Source organism: Sorangium sp. So ce124, assembly GCF_051525235.1.
Lineage (GTDB): Bacteria > Myxococcota_A > Polyangia > Polyangiales > Polyangiaceae > Sorangium > Sorangium atrum.
Map to the genome: position 1 here is coordinate 12,023,141 of NZ_CP150312.1, position 17,268 is coordinate 12,040,408.

A 17,268-nucleotide genomic window follows, 5' to 3' on the forward strand; every position below is an offset into this window, starting at 1 on the left:
CTCTCATGCTGGCTCACCTGCGTGTTGCCCTGAACTCCGACTCCCCCCTGGCCCGCTTTTGTGCCGCCCTGACCTCGAGTTCGCCCCGGCCAAGGCTGCTGCGCAACGTCTTCGCGGCCATCGCATGCCTCACGGGCCTCGCCGGCTACGCGCGCGTGGTCCACGCGCACATTCCAATCCAGCACTGGCTCCTGTGGCGGCTCGCGCCGCTCTGGGGCTATTCGCTGCTGTTCCTGCTCTCCAGCCTCGGCGTCGGCCTCGTGCTGTTGCGCCGGGGGCTCCGCGTCGCGCACTTGCCGCCGGTCGAAGAGGGCCTGTTCGGCATGACGCTCGGCACCATCGCCTTCGTGTTCGGCATGTACCTCGCGGGCGTGGTCGGCTGGATCCGCCCCTGGTACGGGCTCGTGATGCCGGCGGCCCTCTTCGCGGGCGGCCTCCTGGAGCTGCCACGCTGGCTATCGCGTCTGAAGCACGATCTCGACGCCTCGACGACGCCGAAAGGGACGATGCGCTGGCTGTGGCTCACGGCCACGGGCGTCGGCGCCGTGTGCCTCGTGCTCCTCTACCTGCTGTCGCTGACCCCGGATTCCATCAGCTTCGACGCGACCTGGTATCACCTGCCGATCGGGCAGGACTATGCGCGCGCCGGCCGCATCGTGCCGTTCTACGGTGACGTGAACCACTCGTTCCCTCACCTCGCGAGCATGCTCTACGCGTGGGGTTTCAGCGTTCCCGGGATGCTCGTGGAGCAGCGGTGGATGATGGCGCTCCACCTGGAGTTCGTCTTCGTCCTGGGGAAGGTGGTCGGCGTCGCAGCTCTGGCGCGGTACCTGCTGCATGGCGAACGCATCCCTGGCCTCTGGGTGGCTTTCTTCCTGTTCCCATCGCTGTTCGTCCAGGACCAGAACCCCGGCGGCTCGGCGGACCATTTCCTGGGCTTCTTCGCGGCGCCGGTCCTGCTCGCGTCGATGCGCTTCGCCGAGCGCTTCGACAGGCGGTATGCCGTCCTGCTCGGCGCGTCGCTCGGGGGCGCGATGCTGGTGAAGTACCAGGCGGTCTATCACCTGGCGATGGCGGCGGCGGTCGTCGTGCCGCGCGCCGCGCTCCTGCTCGCGCGCGACGCCTACCGCGCCGTGAAGAAGCGCCGGCGGCCGCTGCTCTCGGCGCGCCGCGTCCTCGTGGCGGGGCTCATCGTGTCGGGCGTGGCGCTCGGCACGGCCGCGCCGCACTTCATCAAGAACGCCATTTATCATAACAACCCCGTTTTCCCGATGGCTCAGCGGGTGTTCACGCGGTCGTACCCGCAGCACGCGCGCTCCGCGGAGTTCATGGAAAAGGCGTACCCCAACGAGCCTTACCTGCCCAAGGGGAAGGGGCTGGAGCGGCAGCTCATCGCGGTCGGGAACTTCTTCACATTCTCGTTCGCTCCGCACTACTCGTTCACTCGCTACGTCCCCTCGATGGGCTCGCTCTTCACGCTCCTCCTGCCGATGCTGCTGATCATCCGCGGTCGGCGCAGGCCGGCGCTCGCGGCCTGGGCGACGTTCGCTGGCATCTGGATGTGGAGCAACACGTACACCGCGGATCGGTACCTCCAGGGCCTGCTCGCGGTGCCGATCGCCGTCACCGCGGCGCTGCTCGTCCGCACATGGCAGCTCGGGTCCGTCGCGCGGCTCGGCCTCGTCCCGCTCGTGGCATTCCAGATCGTGTGGAGCGGCGATGTGCCCTTCTACTCCGGCCCCCGCAGGCTGGAGAGCGCGCTCTCGATGATCCGCTCCACCTACGACAAGCGGTGGAGCGACGCGCAGCGGTTCAAGTTCCGCGAAAATCACCGCGCGATCACCCGGGCGACCCCGCCGGACGCGCGCATCCTCGCGCGCAACTACCGCACGACGCTCGGCATCGAGCGCGAGATCATCTTCGATATCCAGGCCTGGCAATCGCTCATCTTCTACGAGCCCTTGCGAGGACCGCGCGAGCTCTACGATCATTACCGGAGCGTCGGCATCACCCACATCCTGTACCCGCCGGGCCAGCGCCCGCCGGACACGCTGCAGGCGGCGGTGCTGTTCAACGAGCTCGTGCACCGGTACGCGACGGAGAAGCGCCGCTTCGGCGATCTCCAGCTCGTGACCATGCCGAAGGCGCCGCCGCCGCCCGACGAGCTGCCGTATCAGGTGCTCGCGCTCGGCGCGCCGGGCTACACGGACGGGCTCTACCCGGTCGAGGCGCTCCACATCATCCCCAAGCTCCGCCCGCCCAAGGGCCAGGAGCCGAAGCCCGCGCGGGCGTGGCCCAGCGATACGAGCGCCCAGGCCGCGCTCCTGGACGCCGCGCAGGCGGTGGTGCTCGGCAAGAACGCCGCGCGGAGCGGCCGGAACGTCAAGCTGGACGGCGCGTTCTTCGCGGCGGAGCGCTTCAAGAACTACACGGTCTACCTGCGGCAGCAGCGCGACGCGGCCCGGCCGGAGCCGCCGCCCGAGCCCCCGGCGGCGGACACGTCATCCGGGCCGGAGCCGACGACCGGCCCGGCGGACCCCTCGCAGGAGGACGACGACCAGGAGGATCCGGACGGCTGAGCGCCAGGCCGAAGGCTACCCGCGCCGCTCGGCCAGCAGCCCGGTCCAGGGGACCGGGCTCTTCACCTCGCGGACAGCGAGCCCGCCCCCGACGAGCGCCACGAGATCGCGACCACGGCAGCTGGTTAATCGATGCTTCCCGGAGCCGGAGCAGGAGATCCGATGTCCTCCGGCATGGCCCTCACCTCGCGATCGCTCGCGCCTGCCGCACCTGCTGGTTGCGCCAAGGCTTCGCGCCCGTGGTCCGGATGCCCTCCAGCCCGAGGGCCGACTCCCGCCCCGCGAGCTCGGTCTCGATCCGGCGCACGCGCATCAGCACCTCCTCGACGAGGCGGCGGTTCGTCGCGATGAGCTCCGCGAGCAACGCCACGGCCACCAGGATGCACGCCATCACGACGGCGCCCGTGCCGACGATGAGCGACTGGATATAACCGCTGTGGTCCGGATTCCGCAGGTAGAAGTAGAGGAACCGGACGCCGAGCGCGACGCCGAACACGAGCAGGACCGTCGCGACCCAGCCCACGAGCTGCACGGGGCGGTACATCGCATAAGCCCGGAACATGACAGGACCGGCGCGGCGCAGGTAGTCGGGGATCGAACGAAAGAGCCGCGACTCGCGCGTCTTCGGGTTGGTCGTGATCTTCACGTTCTCCACGGCGAGGCCGCGGCGGCCTGCCTGGATCACGGTCTCCAGCGTGTAGGTAAAGCGGTTGTGCACGAAGAGCTGCAGCGCGGCCTTCCGGCTCACCGCGCGGAAGCCGCTCGGCGAGTCGGCCACCTCCGTGGCCGACAGGCGCCGGATGAGCCGCGAGCCCCACCGCTGCAAGACCTTCTTGAGCGGCGAGAACTCCTCGATCCTGTCTGTCTGCCGGTCGCCGATCACCAGGTCGGCCCGCCCGTCGAGGATGGGAGCGATGAGCTTCGGGATCTCCGCGCCGCGATACTGGTTGTCTGCGTCGGTGTTCACGATGATATCGGCGCCGAGCCGCAGGCACGCGTCGATGCCGGCCATGAACCCGGCGGCGAGGCCTCGATTCCTCGCGAAGCGGACGATGTGGTGGATCCCGAGCTGCTCGGCGAGCGCGCTCGTCCCGTCCGTGCTGCCGTCGTCAATGACGAGGACCTCGATCTCGTCCACGCCGTCGATCGACCGCGGCAGGTCCGCGAATGTCTGCGCGAGCGTGTCGCGCTCGTTCAAGCAAGGGATTTGGATGATGAGCTTCACGGGCGATTTCGCGGCGCAGCGTAGCACGACGTGCGTCGAGAAATTCACGTCGGAGCGCAGCGAGCTCCCCCGCGACGCGGGGCGCCCGCGCGGGCCGGAACGCCGCCCCGCTCGCGCTGAGCGCCGGGCGGCCAGCAGAAACCTGTCCACACCGCTCCGCCGGTACCCTGGGGCACCGTGCATCACGGAACATCACGGAACATCACGGAGACGATGGCCCGCAGCCCTGCGCCGGGCCAGCGGGACCATCGCTCCGCTCTAGTTGAGCAACTTCTTCGAGAGGTGCTTGACCGCCTCCTGCGCCGCGTTTCGCAGCGCGACCTCGACCGCCTTCGAGGACGTGTCGCCTCGCACGAGGATGGCGCAATTGTCCCCTTCAGCCTCGAACGATGCGAGCGGTAGCTCTGTCGCCGCTGCGGCGGCGCGGATCGGCACCTGCACAGCAAGCGAACCGACCTCGAGCTCCACGAACCCCACCAGCTCCGACTTGGATAGGTTCTGCATGCCTTCGAACGTGGGTCGCCCGCTGGGCCTTAGCAAGGTCAGGTTTTTCCTGCTTGTCGCTGGGATTGAGCTCCACGTGAAGAAGCAGGGCGCGGGCGCGTCGAGCGCATCTCCTGGTCGGCGATCGGCGTAGGCGATCGGCATCGGCGTGGGCGTGGCGCGCGCGGGCGCGCGGGCGCGCGACGCGGCGGCCGCCGGTCCGAACGTCGCGCCCGTCGCGCCCGTCGCGCCCATCCCGCGCGTCACGCGGGTCACGCCGACCGCGCGCTTCCGCACGGATGACCGCTCTCGCGTCAGTTCTTCAGGGATGTCAGCTGGTCGGCCATGATGCTTCGGTGGTTGCGGTAGACCTGAAGCACGATGGCCAGCGCGATCGCCGCCTCGCTCGCCGCGAGGACGATGATGAAGACCGTGAACACCTGGCCAGCCACGCCGCCGGCGACGAAGTGGTCGAACGCGATGAAGTTGAGCGCGGCGGCGTTGAGGATGAGCTCGACGCCGAGGAGGATTCCCACCGCGTTTTTCCGCGTCATGACGGTGAACAGCCCGAGTCCGAAGAGCACCGCGGCGACGCTGAGGTAATGGATGAGACCGACCTCCATCGCCTACTCCCTCTCCCAGGCGCGCCTGACGGCTCGACGCGCGAGCACGACAGCGCCGATCATCGCGGCGAGCAGCACGACCGAGCCGAGCTCGAACGGGAGCAGGTACTCTCCGAGGAACGCGTGCCCGAGCTTGGCGGTGGACGGCATCGGCGGCTTGGCCTCGGCGGGCCAAGGGGTCTGGGCCGCCACCCTGCCGAGCAGGAGAAGCACGGCCGTGACCAGGCCGAACGCCACGGCCGGCCCGCCGCGCGGGTTCGAGATCTTCATCTCCGCGATGCGGCTCGTGAGCATCACGGCGAAGAGGATGAGCACGAGCGTGCCGCCGACGTAGACGAGCACCTGCGTCGCCGCGATGAAGTCGGCCGAGAGCGTGACGTACAGCCCGGCGATGCCCAGGAACGTGCCGAGCAGGGCCAGCGCGGAGTGGATGATGTTCCTGGAGAACGCCACGAGCCCGGCCGAGCCGAGCGTCAGCGCGGCAAGCCCGAGGAAGACGAGTGCGCTCAGGGGGGGCATGGGGTGAGGGCCGCGACGTTAGACCGCTGCCCACCGCCCATCAAGGGCGACCCCTGGGCGTCGCTCGCGGCGCGCTTCTGCGCCCTTCTGCGCGCCGCGCCCTGGCTCAGGCGCCCGCTCCGGCCCCTGCTCCAGCCCCCGCTCCGGCCTCCGCTCCGGCCCCCCCGCCCGCGGGCTCCGCGCCCTCGGCACCCTGCTGCTTGCCGCGCTCTTTGCGCCAGATGGCGCGCAGCTCCTCCAGCGCGGCCGGGTTGTCGCGCATGGCGCGCTCGCGGGCCTCCCGGGCGTGCGGCCCGTACTCGCCGACGGGCACCTCGCCGAGGTCCTTCGGCGCCTTGTACAGCGGCACGAGGCCCTCCGGGATGAAGCGGAACGTGAGGTGGTCGAGCGTCGGCGCCGCCCCCTCGAACTCGCGGGTGTGGCGGATCGCGCCGGTCGACTCCGTCTTGCACGCCTCGACGCAGAGGCCGCAGTACATGCACTTGCCCATGTCGATGTCGAAGCGGCTCATTGCCTGCTTCTTCGTCGCCGGGTCCTTCTCCAGATCGATGGCGATGCACTCGATGGGGCACGCGCGCTCGCAGCGCTTGCAGCCGGTGCAGATGTCCATCTGCACCTCGAGGAAGCCGCGGTACCGCGGGGGGAGCATCTCGCTGACGGGGCGGTCCGTCTTGTCGGGGTACTGGACGGTGATGGGCTCCCGGAACAGATGGGAGAACGTGACCGCCATCCCCTCCAGGATGGTATTGGCCGCGCTGGAGATGCTCTTGATGTACTGGGCGAGATCCATGGCCGGTGCCTCTCAGGGACCTGACGCGCTCGGGCAAATCCCCCGAAGGAGCGAGGCGCTACACCGCGGACGATAGCAGACGCGGACCTGCCCTGGAGCGTCCGGCCCGCTCCCCGCAAGCCCCGGGGGTTCCCGCCAGCCCGCGCCGTACAGGCCGAGCGGGCTCCCGGCAGCCCGCCCCCAAGGCCGCGTCCGTTCGGCGTCGCCCCGCGCAGGAACCAGCGGAGAGCGGGGAGTCCGCGGCGAACCTGTCCTCTCCTGTTGACGCGCACCCGGGGTGGCGATCATGGTCGTCTGATGTCGCAGCTCCCCTTGTCGGGAACATTCACCGCCCTCGTCACGCCATTCACGCCCGATGGTGAAGCCGTCGACTTCGACGCGCTGGACGCGCTCGTCGAGGCGCAGATCGCGGGCGGCGTCAGCGGGCTCGTGCCGTGCGGGACCACGGGCGAGTCGCCGACCCTCAGCGAATCCGAGACGACCGCGGTCATCCGGCGCGTCGTCGAGGCCGCGCGCGGCCGCGTGCCGGTGATCGCGGGGACGGGCTCGTTCTCGACGAAGAAGACGATCGAGGCCTCGCGCGCCGCGCTCGCCGCCGGCGCGGCGGGCGTGATGATCGTGATGCCGTACTACAGCAAGCCCTCGCAGGACGGGCTCCGCGAGCACACGCTGGCCGTGGCCAGGGCCGTCCCTGCGCCGATCGTGCTCTACAACATCCCGGGGCGGACGGTGGTCGACCTCTCCGCCGAGACGACCGAGCGCATCTGCGCCGCCGCGCCGAACGTCGTCGCCATCAAGGACGCCTCGGGCAACGTGTTCCGCTGCCAGGAGCTCGTGCGGCGCCTCGGCGACCGGCTCACGATCCTGAGCGGCGACGACGCGCTGACGCTCGCGATGATGGCGCTCGGCGCGCAGGGTGTCATCAGCGTCACGTCGAACGTGCTGCCGCGCGAGACCAGCGCGGTGACCCGGCGGTTCCTGGCCGGCGACCTGGCGGGCGCGCGCGCAGCCCACCTCGCGCTCCTCGAGCTGCATGGGCTCCTTTTCGTCGAGCCGAACCCCGCCCCCGCGAAGGCCGCGCTCGCCGCCCTGGGCCGCATGAGCGCCGCCGTCCGGCTGCCGCTCGTGCCGGCCGGAGAGGCGACCCGGCAGCAGATCGCCGAGGCGATGAGGCGGCTCGAGGCGAGGCGCGAGGCGTCGTGAAATCGAACGGAGATCATCGAGGTGTTCCCATGAGCGCGCTCATGGGGGCCGCCCAGGGGGACGACGCACGGCTGCTGAAGGTCGCGATCCACGGCGCGAGCGGCAAGATGGGGCAAGCCATCGTCCGGCTCGCGGCGAACGAGCGAGCCCAGGTCGTGGGCGCGATCGTGTCGCGCGGCTCCTCCCGCATCGGCCGTGACGTCGGCGAGCTCGCGGGGACAGGCAACATCGGCGTCGCGATGAGCGACGACACCAGCGCCGGGCTGCTCGGCGCGGACGTGGTCATCGACTTCTCGCGGCCCGAGGCGCTCCCCCGTCTCCTGCACCTCGCGATGCGGGCCAAGGTCGCCGTGGTCAGCGGAACGACGCGCCTCGACGGCACGTGCGAGCGGCTGCTCGACGAGACGGCGCAGCACGTCCCGGTCCTCTGGTCGCCGAACACGAGCATCGGCATCCACGTGCTCGCGGAGATCGCGGCGAGCGCGGCGCGGCGGCTCGGGCCCGGCTACGACGTCGAGATCGTGGAGGTGCACCACCGCGCCAAGGTGGACGCGCCGAGCGGCACGGCCGTGCGGCTCGCCGACGCCGTGCGCGCGGCCCGCGAGCCGAACGCGACGCTCGCCGACGTGCACGGCCGCGAGGGCAACGTCGGCCCGCGAAAGGCGGACGAGCTCGGGATCTTCGCCGTGCGCGGCGGCGACGTCATCGGCGACCACACGGTCCACCTGCTCGGCCCCGGCGAGCGCATCGAGCTCACGCACCGCGCGACCAGCCGTGATCTCTTCGCGCGCGGGGCGCTGCGCGCGGCGTGGCACCTGCACGGGAAGCCGCCCGGCCGATACACGATGGCCGACGTGATCGGCGGCTGACGGCGGCGCTCCAGGGCCAGACGCGGGCGATCCGCGATCCGGCGTGCCGCGGGAGAGCCACAATGTGGTCAGCGGCGGTTCGCCGCACTACGCTGCGGCGCTCGTATGGAGACGCTCGCTGCGAGGATCGCACGCGCCGGTCCGCTGCCGGACAGGGACGCGGTCGGCTGGGTCGTCCGCCTGGCGAAGCGCGTCGAGAGCCTGCACGCGCGCGGGACGGTGCACGGCCGCCTGTCGGCCGCGTGCGTGGTCATGGAGGGCGAGCCGTGCACGTCGACGGGGTGGCTGTCGGACCCGCTCGCCACGCCCGCCTTCGTGGGTTACCGCTCGCCGGAGCGGGCCGCGGGCGAGGGGCCGTCGCGCCGAGACGACACGTGGGCGCTCGCGGTCACCCTGTACACGGCGCTCTCGGGAGCGCTCCCGTTCCCTGCCGAGAGCGACCAGGAGCTCCGCCGCAAGCAAGGCGCTGGCGCCGCGCCGCGAATCACGCCGCCCGGCGCGGCGGGCGACGCGCTGTGGCGCGTGCTGGACCAGGCGCTCGCGCGCAGCGCTGAGCAGCGGATCACCGAGGTCGCGGCGCTCCGTCGCGCGCTGGAGGCGGCGCGGCCGGGCGACGGCCTGGAGGAGCTGCCGCCGCTCGATGAGCACGCGCTCGCGGCGCCGGCGAGGACCATTCCAGCGCCGCGCCCGTCGAGCAGCGGGGTGCGGGGGACGTCGAGCTCGCAGCCGCCCCGCAAGAGCGCGCCGCCGCGCGAGGGCACAGGCTCGCAGCCGCCCCGCAAGAGCGCGCCGCCGCGCGAGGGCACAGGCTCGCAGCCGCCCCGCAAGAGCGCGCCGCCGCATGGCCATTCGAGCTCGCAGCCGCCGCCCATCGCGAGCGCCTCGGCCCGCCGGACGCCGTTGCCCCTCCACGGGCTCGCGAGCCTGGGCCTCCGTTCGACGACCGGCGCGCCGACCACCCCGCCGCCGGAAGCGCCAGACCGTCCCTCGAAGGCGCAGACCGCGCTGCCTGCCGCATCGCCGGGGCTCGCCGGCGCAAGGACGGAGGACGGCGCGCGTGCGGGCGCACCGGCTGCGCCGACCGCGGAGGTGCAGCCACCGCCCGTCGTGCCTGCGGCGACGGCGCAACCGCCCGTCGCCCCCGCTGTGACGGCGCAACCGCCCGTCACCCCCGCTGTGACGGCGCAACTGCCCTTTGCGCCCGTAGCGACGGCGCAACCGCCCTTCTCGCCCACCGCGGTGCCCCTCTTCGACGCGGATGCCCCGGCGAGCCCGCGAACGATCGACGATCTCCCCTGGCTCGGCGAAGAGGACAGGCACGAGCCGTCGCACCCCTTCCCGATGGCGCCCGGCGGCGCCGCAACGCGCGTCGGCGCGCCCGAGCTCGGCGCACCGACGCCCCACGTCCCGGCCGTCGATCTGCTCTGGCTCGGCGAAGACGACACGCATGAGCCGTCGCACCCCTTCCCGATGGCGCCCGGCGGCGTCGCCGCGCGCGGCGGCGCGTCCGGGCTCGGCGCGCCGCCGCGCGCGGCGATGCCGCCGCTTCGCGCGCCGGCGCCGGCGCCGGCGCCCGGGGCGAGCCACGGGACGCCGTCCGCGGCGCGCCGGTGGGTGACGCTGGCCCTGGGGGTCGCGGCCATCGCGGGCGCGGCGGGGGCAGCCTGGTTCTGGCTTCGACACCGCGACGCCGCGCCGGCGTCCCTCCCGGCGCCGCCGTCCGGCTCGGACGCTGCGCCCGCCGCGTGCGCCGCCCCCGCAGAGCCGAGCGCCCCGGCGCCCGGTGACGCGGGCGCGGAGGAAACAGGTGCGGCGGCGCCAGCGGACGCAGGCACCGCGAGCACAGCGCCGGATCCTGCGGCCACGGCGGACTTCGCCGCGTGCGCGATGCCCCTCTTTCCCGGCAAGAGCGTCGACGCCGCCACCGCGGGCCAGCTGTTGTCCGTGTGCGCCGAGATCGACCCGATGAAGGGCGTCGCGGCGCTCAAGAGCCACCTCGCCCAGGCAGCTGGGCCCAAGGGCGTCTCGGACGCCACGAAGGAATGGGCCGTTCTCGGCTGGCACGACATGGCGACCCTGGCCACCCTGCGCGCCCGCTGCTGCCACGCCCCGCCCCCCCTCCAGCTGCCCCCCACGCCCGAGGGCTGCGCCCCGCTCGACGAGGCGCTGAACGAGCTCGGCGCGGCCGTCGCGTCGGCGTCTGCTCCGGGCGATCGGGCGGTCGCGAAGGCGGCCCGGCGGTACATGCGCGCAGCCCAGTGCGTCGCCCGGGTCGGCGCGGCGACCCGTTACGGGCGCAAGGACAAGCCGAGCGGAGGCGAGGCGAGCGCCTTCAAGAAGGTGCTCTCGCGCGCGCTCCGGAGCGCGGCACAGGCGCGCTGAGCCGCGCGAACGTCACGTCGCCCGTGGCGCACGCCGGTCGTGCGCGCCGCGCCACGGCGTGACGTGGCGGGCGACGCGGACGGCGCGACCGGCGTGAACGGCGTAAACCGCGTAAACAGCGCGGCTCGATCGCTCGACCACCTCGCCGAACGAGCGGTTCTGGGGTAGCGTCCGCGGTCCCATGTCCAACGAAGCGAGCGATCTCCTGCTCGAAATCGGCGTCGAGGAGCTCCCCTCGTCGTTTGTCGAGGCCGCGCTCCGCGCGCTCCCGGATCTCGCAACGAAGCGCCTCGCGGAGCTCAGGCTCCGCCACGGCGCGGTGCGCGCGCTCGGCACCCCGCGTCGGCTCGCGCTGCTCGTCTCCGGGGTCGCGGCGCGCCAGCCGGACCTCGAGGAGGAGGTCACCGGCCCGCCGGTCAAGGCGGCCTTCAAGGACGGCGCGCCCACGAAGGCGGCCGAGGCGTTCGCGCAGAAGCTCGGCTGTACCGTCGCGGAGCTGCGCCGCGTCGAGGGGCCGAAGGGCGAGTACCTCGCGGGCACCCGCCGCGAGGCCGGCAAGCCCGCGGCCGAGCTCCTCCCCGACGTCCTGACGTCGCTCGTCGCGGCCATCCCCTTCCGCAAGTCGATGCGCTGGGGGCAGGGAGATTTCGCGTTCGGCCGCCCCATCCAGTGGCTGGTCGCGCTCTCCGGCGGCGAGGTCATCCCCGTCGAGATCGCCGGCATCCGCAGCGGGCGCACGAGCCGCGGCCACCGCTTCCTCGCGCCGGGCGAGATCGCGATCGGCGCCGCGAAGGACTACGTGGAGGCGATGCGCGCGGCGCACGTGCTCGTCGACCCCGAGGCGCGCGCGAAGCTCATGCGCGAGCGCCTGCTCGCCGCGGCGCGGGACGCGGGCGGGGCGCTGATCGAGGACGACTTCCTGATCGGCGAGAACCTCTCCCTCGTGGAGGAGCCGCACGTCATCGTCGGCAGCTTCGAGGAGCGGTTCCTCGAGCTGCCGGAGCGGGTGATCCTCGAGGTCGCGCGCGGCCACCAGCGCTACTTCGGCGTCCGCGACGCGAAGACCGGGGCGCTGCTCCCGAGGTACCTGGCGGTCGTGAACACCGCGGAGGCGCCCGAGAAGATCAAGCGCGGCAACGACAACACGATGCGCTCGCGCCTGTCGGACGCGCAGTTCTTCTACCGGGAGGACGTCAAGATCCCGCTCGCGAACCGCCGCGAGAAGCTCGGCGGGATCGTGTTCCAGAAGCGGCTCGGCAGCGTGCTGGCGAAGGCCGAGCGCGTCGAGCGGCTCGCCCGCGAGCTCGGCCTGCTCCTGATGTTGCCCGAGCAGACGCTGGTGGCGGCGGCCTCGGGGGCGCACCTCGCGAAGTGCGATCTCGTCGCGCTGATGGTGGGCGAGTTCCCCGAGCTCCAGGGCGAGATGGGGCGGGCGTACGCGCTCGCCCAGGGGGTCAGCCCGGAGGTGGCCGACGTCGTCCGCGATCACTACCTGCCCAAGGGCGCCGCGGACGCGACGGCGCCGACGCACGCCGGCGCGCTGGTCGCGATGGCCGATCGGCTCGACACGCTGGTCGGCTGCTTCGCGATCGGGCTCGTCCCCACGAGCACCGCCGACCCGTACGGGCTGCGCCGCGCGTGCCTCGGCGTGCTGCGCACGCTCCTGGATCGCGATCTCGACCTGCGCCTCGGCGCCGCGTTCGGCGCCGCCTACGACGGCTACGCCGGGGTGGAGCTCAACGTCTCGCGCGAGGAGCTCGCGACCCGCCTCGGCGAGTTCTTCTCCGAGCGGCTGCGGGGCCTGCTCTCCGACCGGCTCCCGCAGGACGCGGTCCTCGCGTGCCTGCGCGTCGCCGCCGATCGCCCGCTCGATCTCAGGGCCCGCGTGCGCGCGATCGACGCGCTGAGCCCGGAGGTGCGCGCGCGGGTGGGCGAGGTCTTCAAGCGGGCCACGAACATCGCCGACAAGGCGCCTGCCGGCGAGCCGGTGGCGCCGTTCGGACAGGACGTGCACCCGAGCGAGACGGCGCTCTTCGCGGGGTACCTCAAGCTGCGCGAGCAGATCGCGTCGGACGTCCGGAGCGGCTCGTACGACGCCGCGTTCAGGGCGGTGGCGGATTTCGCGCCCCTCCTGCACCAGTACTTCATCGACGTGTTCGTGATGACCGACGACGCGGCCGTGCGGGACAACCGGCTGCGGCTGATGCGCGCCCTGTCGGAGACCTGCGGGAGCCTGGCCAGGCTGGAGCTCCTCGGCGAGGCGCCGCGCGCGGCGTCGTAACGCGACGGACGCGGCGCCTCGGCCTCGCCATGGAGGCGCCGCCCCTCAGTCTGGTGGTGGCTGGCGCCATCATCGACGGTGGCTCGATAGGGGCGCGTCGAGCGCGACGCCACGTGGAGCGGCCAGCTCGTCGGCTGGAGCGCCCGGCTGCGGCGCCTGGCACCGCACCTGCACCACCACCGCACCAGCGCCACGCCGCCCGCGACAACCCCCGGCGGCGCAATCGACCAGGCGACCAGGCGTCGGGAGCCGATCACAGCTCAGCCGAGCGGCGATGCGCTCTCAGCATGACAAGAGGAGGGTGAGCAGCGATGTCTTCAATCGAGGCGAACAAGGCGATCGCGCGACGGTTTCTCGAGCTCGTGAGCGAACACAAGATCGAGGAGCTCTGCGAGATGATCTCTCCGTCCTGGAGGATGCACGGCGGGCCACCCGCGCTCCCCGCAGGGCCGGAAGGGATCCGCACGCTCTTCGGGACATTCGGCGCCATCGAGCAAACATGGTCGATCGAGGACGTCATCGCCGAAGGGGACAAGGTGGTCGTGCGCGCGAAGAATACGTGCGCACAAGCGAGCTTCCTCGGCATCCCGAGCCACGGACGGCGACAGACGTTCACCGCGATGTTCATTCACCACATCGTCGAGGGCAAGATCGTCGAGACATGGCGTAACGCCGACGATCTCGGCCGGCTCGTGCAGCTCGGCGCGCGGTTCGAGCCAGGAGTACCCAAGGCTTCGACGTGAGCAGGCTGGGCGCGCCTCGCGCCATCTTCGCGTGGTCAGCGCTGCTATCGAGTTGAAGAGGATTCCATCCGGGCCACCTCGATGGATCACGAAACGGCGACTCCCCAAGCGCCGTGAAACCACGTCCATGCACTCCGCTTCGCGGGGCCTTTAAGCCCACCGGGGACGATGAGCAGCGCCTCCGGCGCCTCGCCGGGCCGTCGGGCGTCTGGACCTGCACGCTCGCCAGAAGCTGCTGTACCGTTCGCCCCCATGCCGGGATCTCAGCCCTATCCGTTCGCGTTCTTCGGGGCAGCGCCGAGCGACTGGTTCGATCTCGAAGGGGACCTGTTCTCCTATGAGCTCTGCTTCGTGGCGCCCCCGGACGCGGCCGCGCGGCGCGCCGCCGGCGAGGCGTGGGAGCGGGCGCTCGACGCGCGCGCGGTGGAGCATTGCGAGCCCTTCCAGTGGGCCGATCGCTGGGCGCTCGTGCGCGTGCGGCCGGCCGGGTGGAGCAAGGCCTGCGTCGCCGACATGGCAAGCGCGGTCCAGCGGGCCCTCACCGCGGTGCACGGCGCGCACCCGATCGAGATGGCGTCTCTGGCCGAGGCGATCGAGAGCGACAGCGACTGGGACGCCTGGTCCGCCGAGCAACGACCCGAGCCCCCGGCGGGCCCGAGGTGGCCCGTCGAGCTGCCCCGCTTCGGCGGAGGCCAGCGCTTCGAGGCCGCGTGCGCGGTGGATCCGGCGGTCGAAGCCGCACGCGAGGCGGCGCGCGCCGCGGCCCCCGAGGAGGAGCGCGCGGCAGGCGACGACCACGACACGGACGAGGCGGAGACCAGCGACGACGACGACGACGACGACAAGCCCAGGGTCATCTCCGGCGGGCTCCGGCTGGAGCGCGTGCCGGGCTACACGGCGCCCGAGCCCTCCGAAGAGCAACTGAAGCTCTTCGGGCGGAGCAGCGAGTGGCTGATCGCGCCGAACGGCCTCGTCTTCGGTGTCTCCAAGCCGAAGCGAAAGCCGCCCGTCGCCGCGTGGATCGAGGGCGGCGAGCTCCGCACCGCTCAGGGCGATCCGCTCGCCACCACGCACGGCATATCCCTCGCCGCGCGCGACGACGGCGGCGCGGCGCTGATCGGGGAGGACTCGGAGGCCGTATGGGAGGTCGTATTTGCGGCGGGCTCCGTGCGACGCCTCCTGGAGCACGACGAGCCCTTCTCCGACGTCGCCTACGGCCCGGAGGACCGGGTGCTGGTCGCGAGCGACACGATCGAGGTCTACCGCCGGGAGGGCTCGGGCGTCGCGCTCGAGGGGCGCTGGGACCTCGACAGCTACGGGATGCGCTCGGTCTTCGGCGGACGCCTGCTCCTCTTGAAGTGCTTCGACGACGAGGACGAGAGCGCCGACGGCGTAACCATCCTCGGCTACGACGGATCCACGGTGCGCCGGCTGGCGCGCGTGCGCATCGCGGTCGGCGAGATCGTGATCGAGGGCGCCCGCGTCGTCGTGATCGACGGCGACGACGGCTACGTGCTGCTCGGCCTGGAGGAGCTCGCCGCGCGCTTCGCCGCGCAGCCGGAGTCCTTCCCCGAGCTGAAGAAGCACGAACCCGGCAACGAGGACGAAGACGAGAGCGCGTCCGGCGAGGGCGACGACGAGGGCGAGAGCACGTCCGGCGAGGGCGACGAGGAAGAGGGCGCCCGGCCAGAGGTGCTGGAGGGCGCGCTCCGCGTGGAGCCGCGGCGGTCGCGCGAGGTGCCCCCGGAGCCCGAGATCGAGCGCGCGCAGCGCGAGCTGTTCGGGTCGACCTCCTGCATCGCGGTGGCGCCCGGCGGCCGCGTCTACGGCATCGCGAAGCTCCGGCGCAAGCCGGTGACGGCCGCCTGGATCGAGGACGGGGAGCTGAAGCGCGCCGAGGGCGAGGCGCTGCCCAGCCCCCACGGCTACATCGCGGCGCGGGAGGACGGCGGCGCCGTGCTGTACGGGTTCGACTACAAGCTCGTCGCCGAGCTCTCCTTCGCGGACGGCAAGCTGCGCCGCCTCTTCGAGCACGAGGCGTCGATCTCCGACATCGCCTACGGCCCGGAGGACCGCGTCATCCTCTCCACGGGCGAGTCGCTCGACGTCTACCGCCGCGAGGGAGAGGGCGCCGTCCTCGAGCAGCGCTGGGGCGTGGGCGGTTACGGCCTGACCCCCGCCCTCGGCGGCCGGCTGCTCCTCGTCAAGAGCTACGAGGGCGAGGACTCCGAGGACGGGTTGACCATCGTCGGCTTCGACGGGAGCAAGCTGCGCCGCGTGAGCCGCGTGAAGGCCTCCGTGGGTGAGGTCCGGATCGCCGAGGGCCGGGCCTTCATGGATCACATCGGCGACACCTACGAGCTGCTCGGCCTCGACACGCTGCTCGAGCGGCTCGCCACGAACCCCGACGCGTTCCCCGAGGTCGCCGTGTACACGCCGTCCGAGGAGGACGAGGACGACGACGAGGCGCCCGAGTCGGGCCCGAAGAGGGCGCCCGAGGAGTACGCCATCGAGCCCGCCCCGGGCCGCGTCGGCCTGCGTTACCTGGGCAAGCAGCGCCCGCTCCCGGAGGACGAGGAGGACATCCCGAAGGACGTGCGCGCGCGTTTCGGAGCGGGCGCGCGGGAGATCGAGCGCTACCGCCCCGCCGACGTGTACATCGGATGGAAGAAGGAAGCCCGGCGCTCCTTCGTCTTCGCCGTGCTGAAGGACGGGGAGCTCATCGAGACCGCGGTGAAGGCGAGCTCCCCCTCGTCGACGGGCCTTGTGAACGCGGATCGGAGCGCCGCGCTCGTGGCGACCGACGGCGACGCCAAGCTCTGGTGGGTCGACCTCCCGCACGGAAAGCCGGTCCTCGTGCACGACTTCGGCAAGGAGGACAGCGAGGACGAGGTCTACACGCTCGAGGCGCTCGCCTCCGGGCGGGTGATCGTGGGCACCTCATCCGAGACCTGGATCTTCTCGGTCAGCGGCGGCGCGTCCAGGCTGGAGGCGCGCGGCGACCTGGACCTCCGCGTCGTGGAGAGCGCCGCGGGCGGCCGTGTGGCCGTGCTGGAGGTCTCCGAAGGCAAGCCCATCCGGGTCTGGGGCGTCTACGACGACGGCGTCCGCACGCTCGCCGAGCTCGAGCCCGAGCCCCTCAGCTTCGAGCCGAGCGCTGACGGCAAGTTCTTCTTCGAGGCCGTGAATCGCCTTGGCTGGTATGAGCTCGTCAACCTCGAGGACGCCTGGGAGGCCGGGCGCCGTGACACCTCCGGCGAGCACTACCCGCGCGTGGCGCTCGCGCCGAAGCCCCCCGAGCAGGACGAGGACGACGAGGACGGCGCTGGCGACGACGAGGACGGCGAGGACAGCGACAGCGACGACGAAGACCCGCCGTCTGGGGAGTGAAGGTGGTCCCCTCGATGCGTGGGTGAGCGGTCGAGCTAGCGTCGCTCTTCCAACGGCTCCGTGATTGGCAAAGTTGGGCTAACGAGCAAACCGGTAATACGATTCACAGCCGGTGAGTTGACGCTCGGCGCTCGCTTTACTCGCGTGCAATGCCCGATGTAGCCTGTCGGAATGGGGGTCT

At 72.1% G+C, this 17,268-nt stretch carries 12 protein-coding genes; 7 read left to right on the forward strand and 5 right to left on the reverse strand.

The genetic code is table 11. From position 1 onward, the window contains the following. Positions 1–5: 5 nt before the first annotated feature. Positions 6–2,579 (forward strand): hypothetical protein, encoded by a 2,574-nt coding sequence (locus tag WMF19_RS45140; protein WP_437896003.1) that lies wholly within the window; start codon positions 6–8, stop codon positions 2,577–2,579. A gap of 181 nt (positions 2,580–2,760) precedes the next feature. Here the strand turns inward: WMF19_RS45140 and WMF19_RS45145 are convergent, their stop codons facing one another. The 5 genes from WMF19_RS45145 to WMF19_RS45165 form a co-directional block, all read right to left on the reverse strand. Continuing rightward, a complete protein-coding gene (locus WMF19_RS45145) occupies positions 2,761–3,804 on the reverse strand; it encodes a glycosyltransferase family 2 protein (protein ID WP_437896004.1) in 1,044 nt (347 codons plus the stop codon). Between the two features lie 258 nt (positions 3,805–4,062). Beyond that, entirely contained in the window at positions 4,063–4,584 is a 522-nt protein-coding gene (locus tag WMF19_RS45150; RefSeq protein WP_437896005.1) for a hypothetical protein, read from the reverse strand. A 17-nt stretch (positions 4,585–4,601) separates the two neighbouring features. Continuing rightward, a complete protein-coding gene (gene nuoK / locus WMF19_RS45155) occupies positions 4,602–4,910 on the reverse strand; it encodes an NADH-quinone oxidoreductase subunit NuoK (RefSeq protein WP_272102053.1) in 309 nt (102 codons plus the stop codon). Positions 4,911–4,913: 3 nt separating this feature from the next. Continuing rightward, complete coding sequence (locus tag WMF19_RS45160; protein WP_437325778.1) at positions 4,914–5,429, reverse strand: NADH-quinone oxidoreductase subunit J family protein; 516 nt, start codon at positions 5,427–5,429, stop codon at positions 4,914–4,916. Positions 5,430–5,535: 106 nt separating this feature from the next. Then, the gene (locus tag WMF19_RS45165) at positions 5,536–6,219 is read right to left on the reverse strand and encodes a NuoI/complex I 23 kDa subunit family protein (protein WP_437896006.1); all 684 of its coding nucleotides are present in this window, start codon (positions 6,217–6,219) and stop codon (positions 5,536–5,538) included. Positions 6,220–6,516: 297 nt separating this feature from the next. On the opposite strand from WMF19_RS45165, the gene dapA reads away from it, so the two are divergent. The 6 genes from dapA (at position 6,517) to WMF19_RS45195 (ending at position 17,087) form a co-directional block, all read left to right on the forward strand. Next, complete coding sequence (dapA, locus tag WMF19_RS45170; RefSeq protein WP_437896007.1) at positions 6,517–7,422, forward strand: 4-hydroxy-tetrahydrodipicolinate synthase; 906 nt, start codon at positions 6,517–6,519, stop codon at positions 7,420–7,422. Between the two features lie 71 nt (positions 7,423–7,493). Further along, positions 7,494–8,291: a 4-hydroxy-tetrahydrodipicolinate reductase gene (gene dapB / locus WMF19_RS45175; RefSeq protein WP_437901749.1), complete on the forward strand. Its 798-nt coding sequence runs from the start codon at positions 7,494–7,496 to the stop codon at positions 8,289–8,291. Between the two features lie 105 nt (positions 8,292–8,396). Continuing rightward, a complete protein-coding gene (locus WMF19_RS45180; protein ID WP_437896008.1) occupies positions 8,397–10,673 on the forward strand; it encodes a hypothetical protein in 2,277 nt (758 codons plus the stop codon). 181 nt (positions 10,674–10,854) lie between these two features. Beyond that, positions 10,855–12,954: a glycine--tRNA ligase subunit beta gene (gene glyS / locus WMF19_RS45185; RefSeq protein ID WP_437896009.1), complete on the forward strand. Its 2,100-nt coding sequence runs from the start codon at positions 10,855–10,857 to the stop codon at positions 12,952–12,954. 311 nt (positions 12,955–13,265) lie between these two features. Next, complete coding sequence (locus tag WMF19_RS45190; RefSeq protein ID WP_437896010.1) at positions 13,266–13,697, forward strand: ester cyclase; 432 nt, start codon at positions 13,266–13,268, stop codon at positions 13,695–13,697. 252 nt (positions 13,698–13,949) lie between these two features. Beyond that, positions 13,950–17,087, forward strand: a complete 3,138-nt coding sequence (locus WMF19_RS45195) for a hypothetical protein (RefSeq protein ID WP_437896011.1) — start codon at positions 13,950–13,952, stop codon at positions 17,085–17,087. Positions 17,088–17,268: the final 181 nt, after the last annotated feature.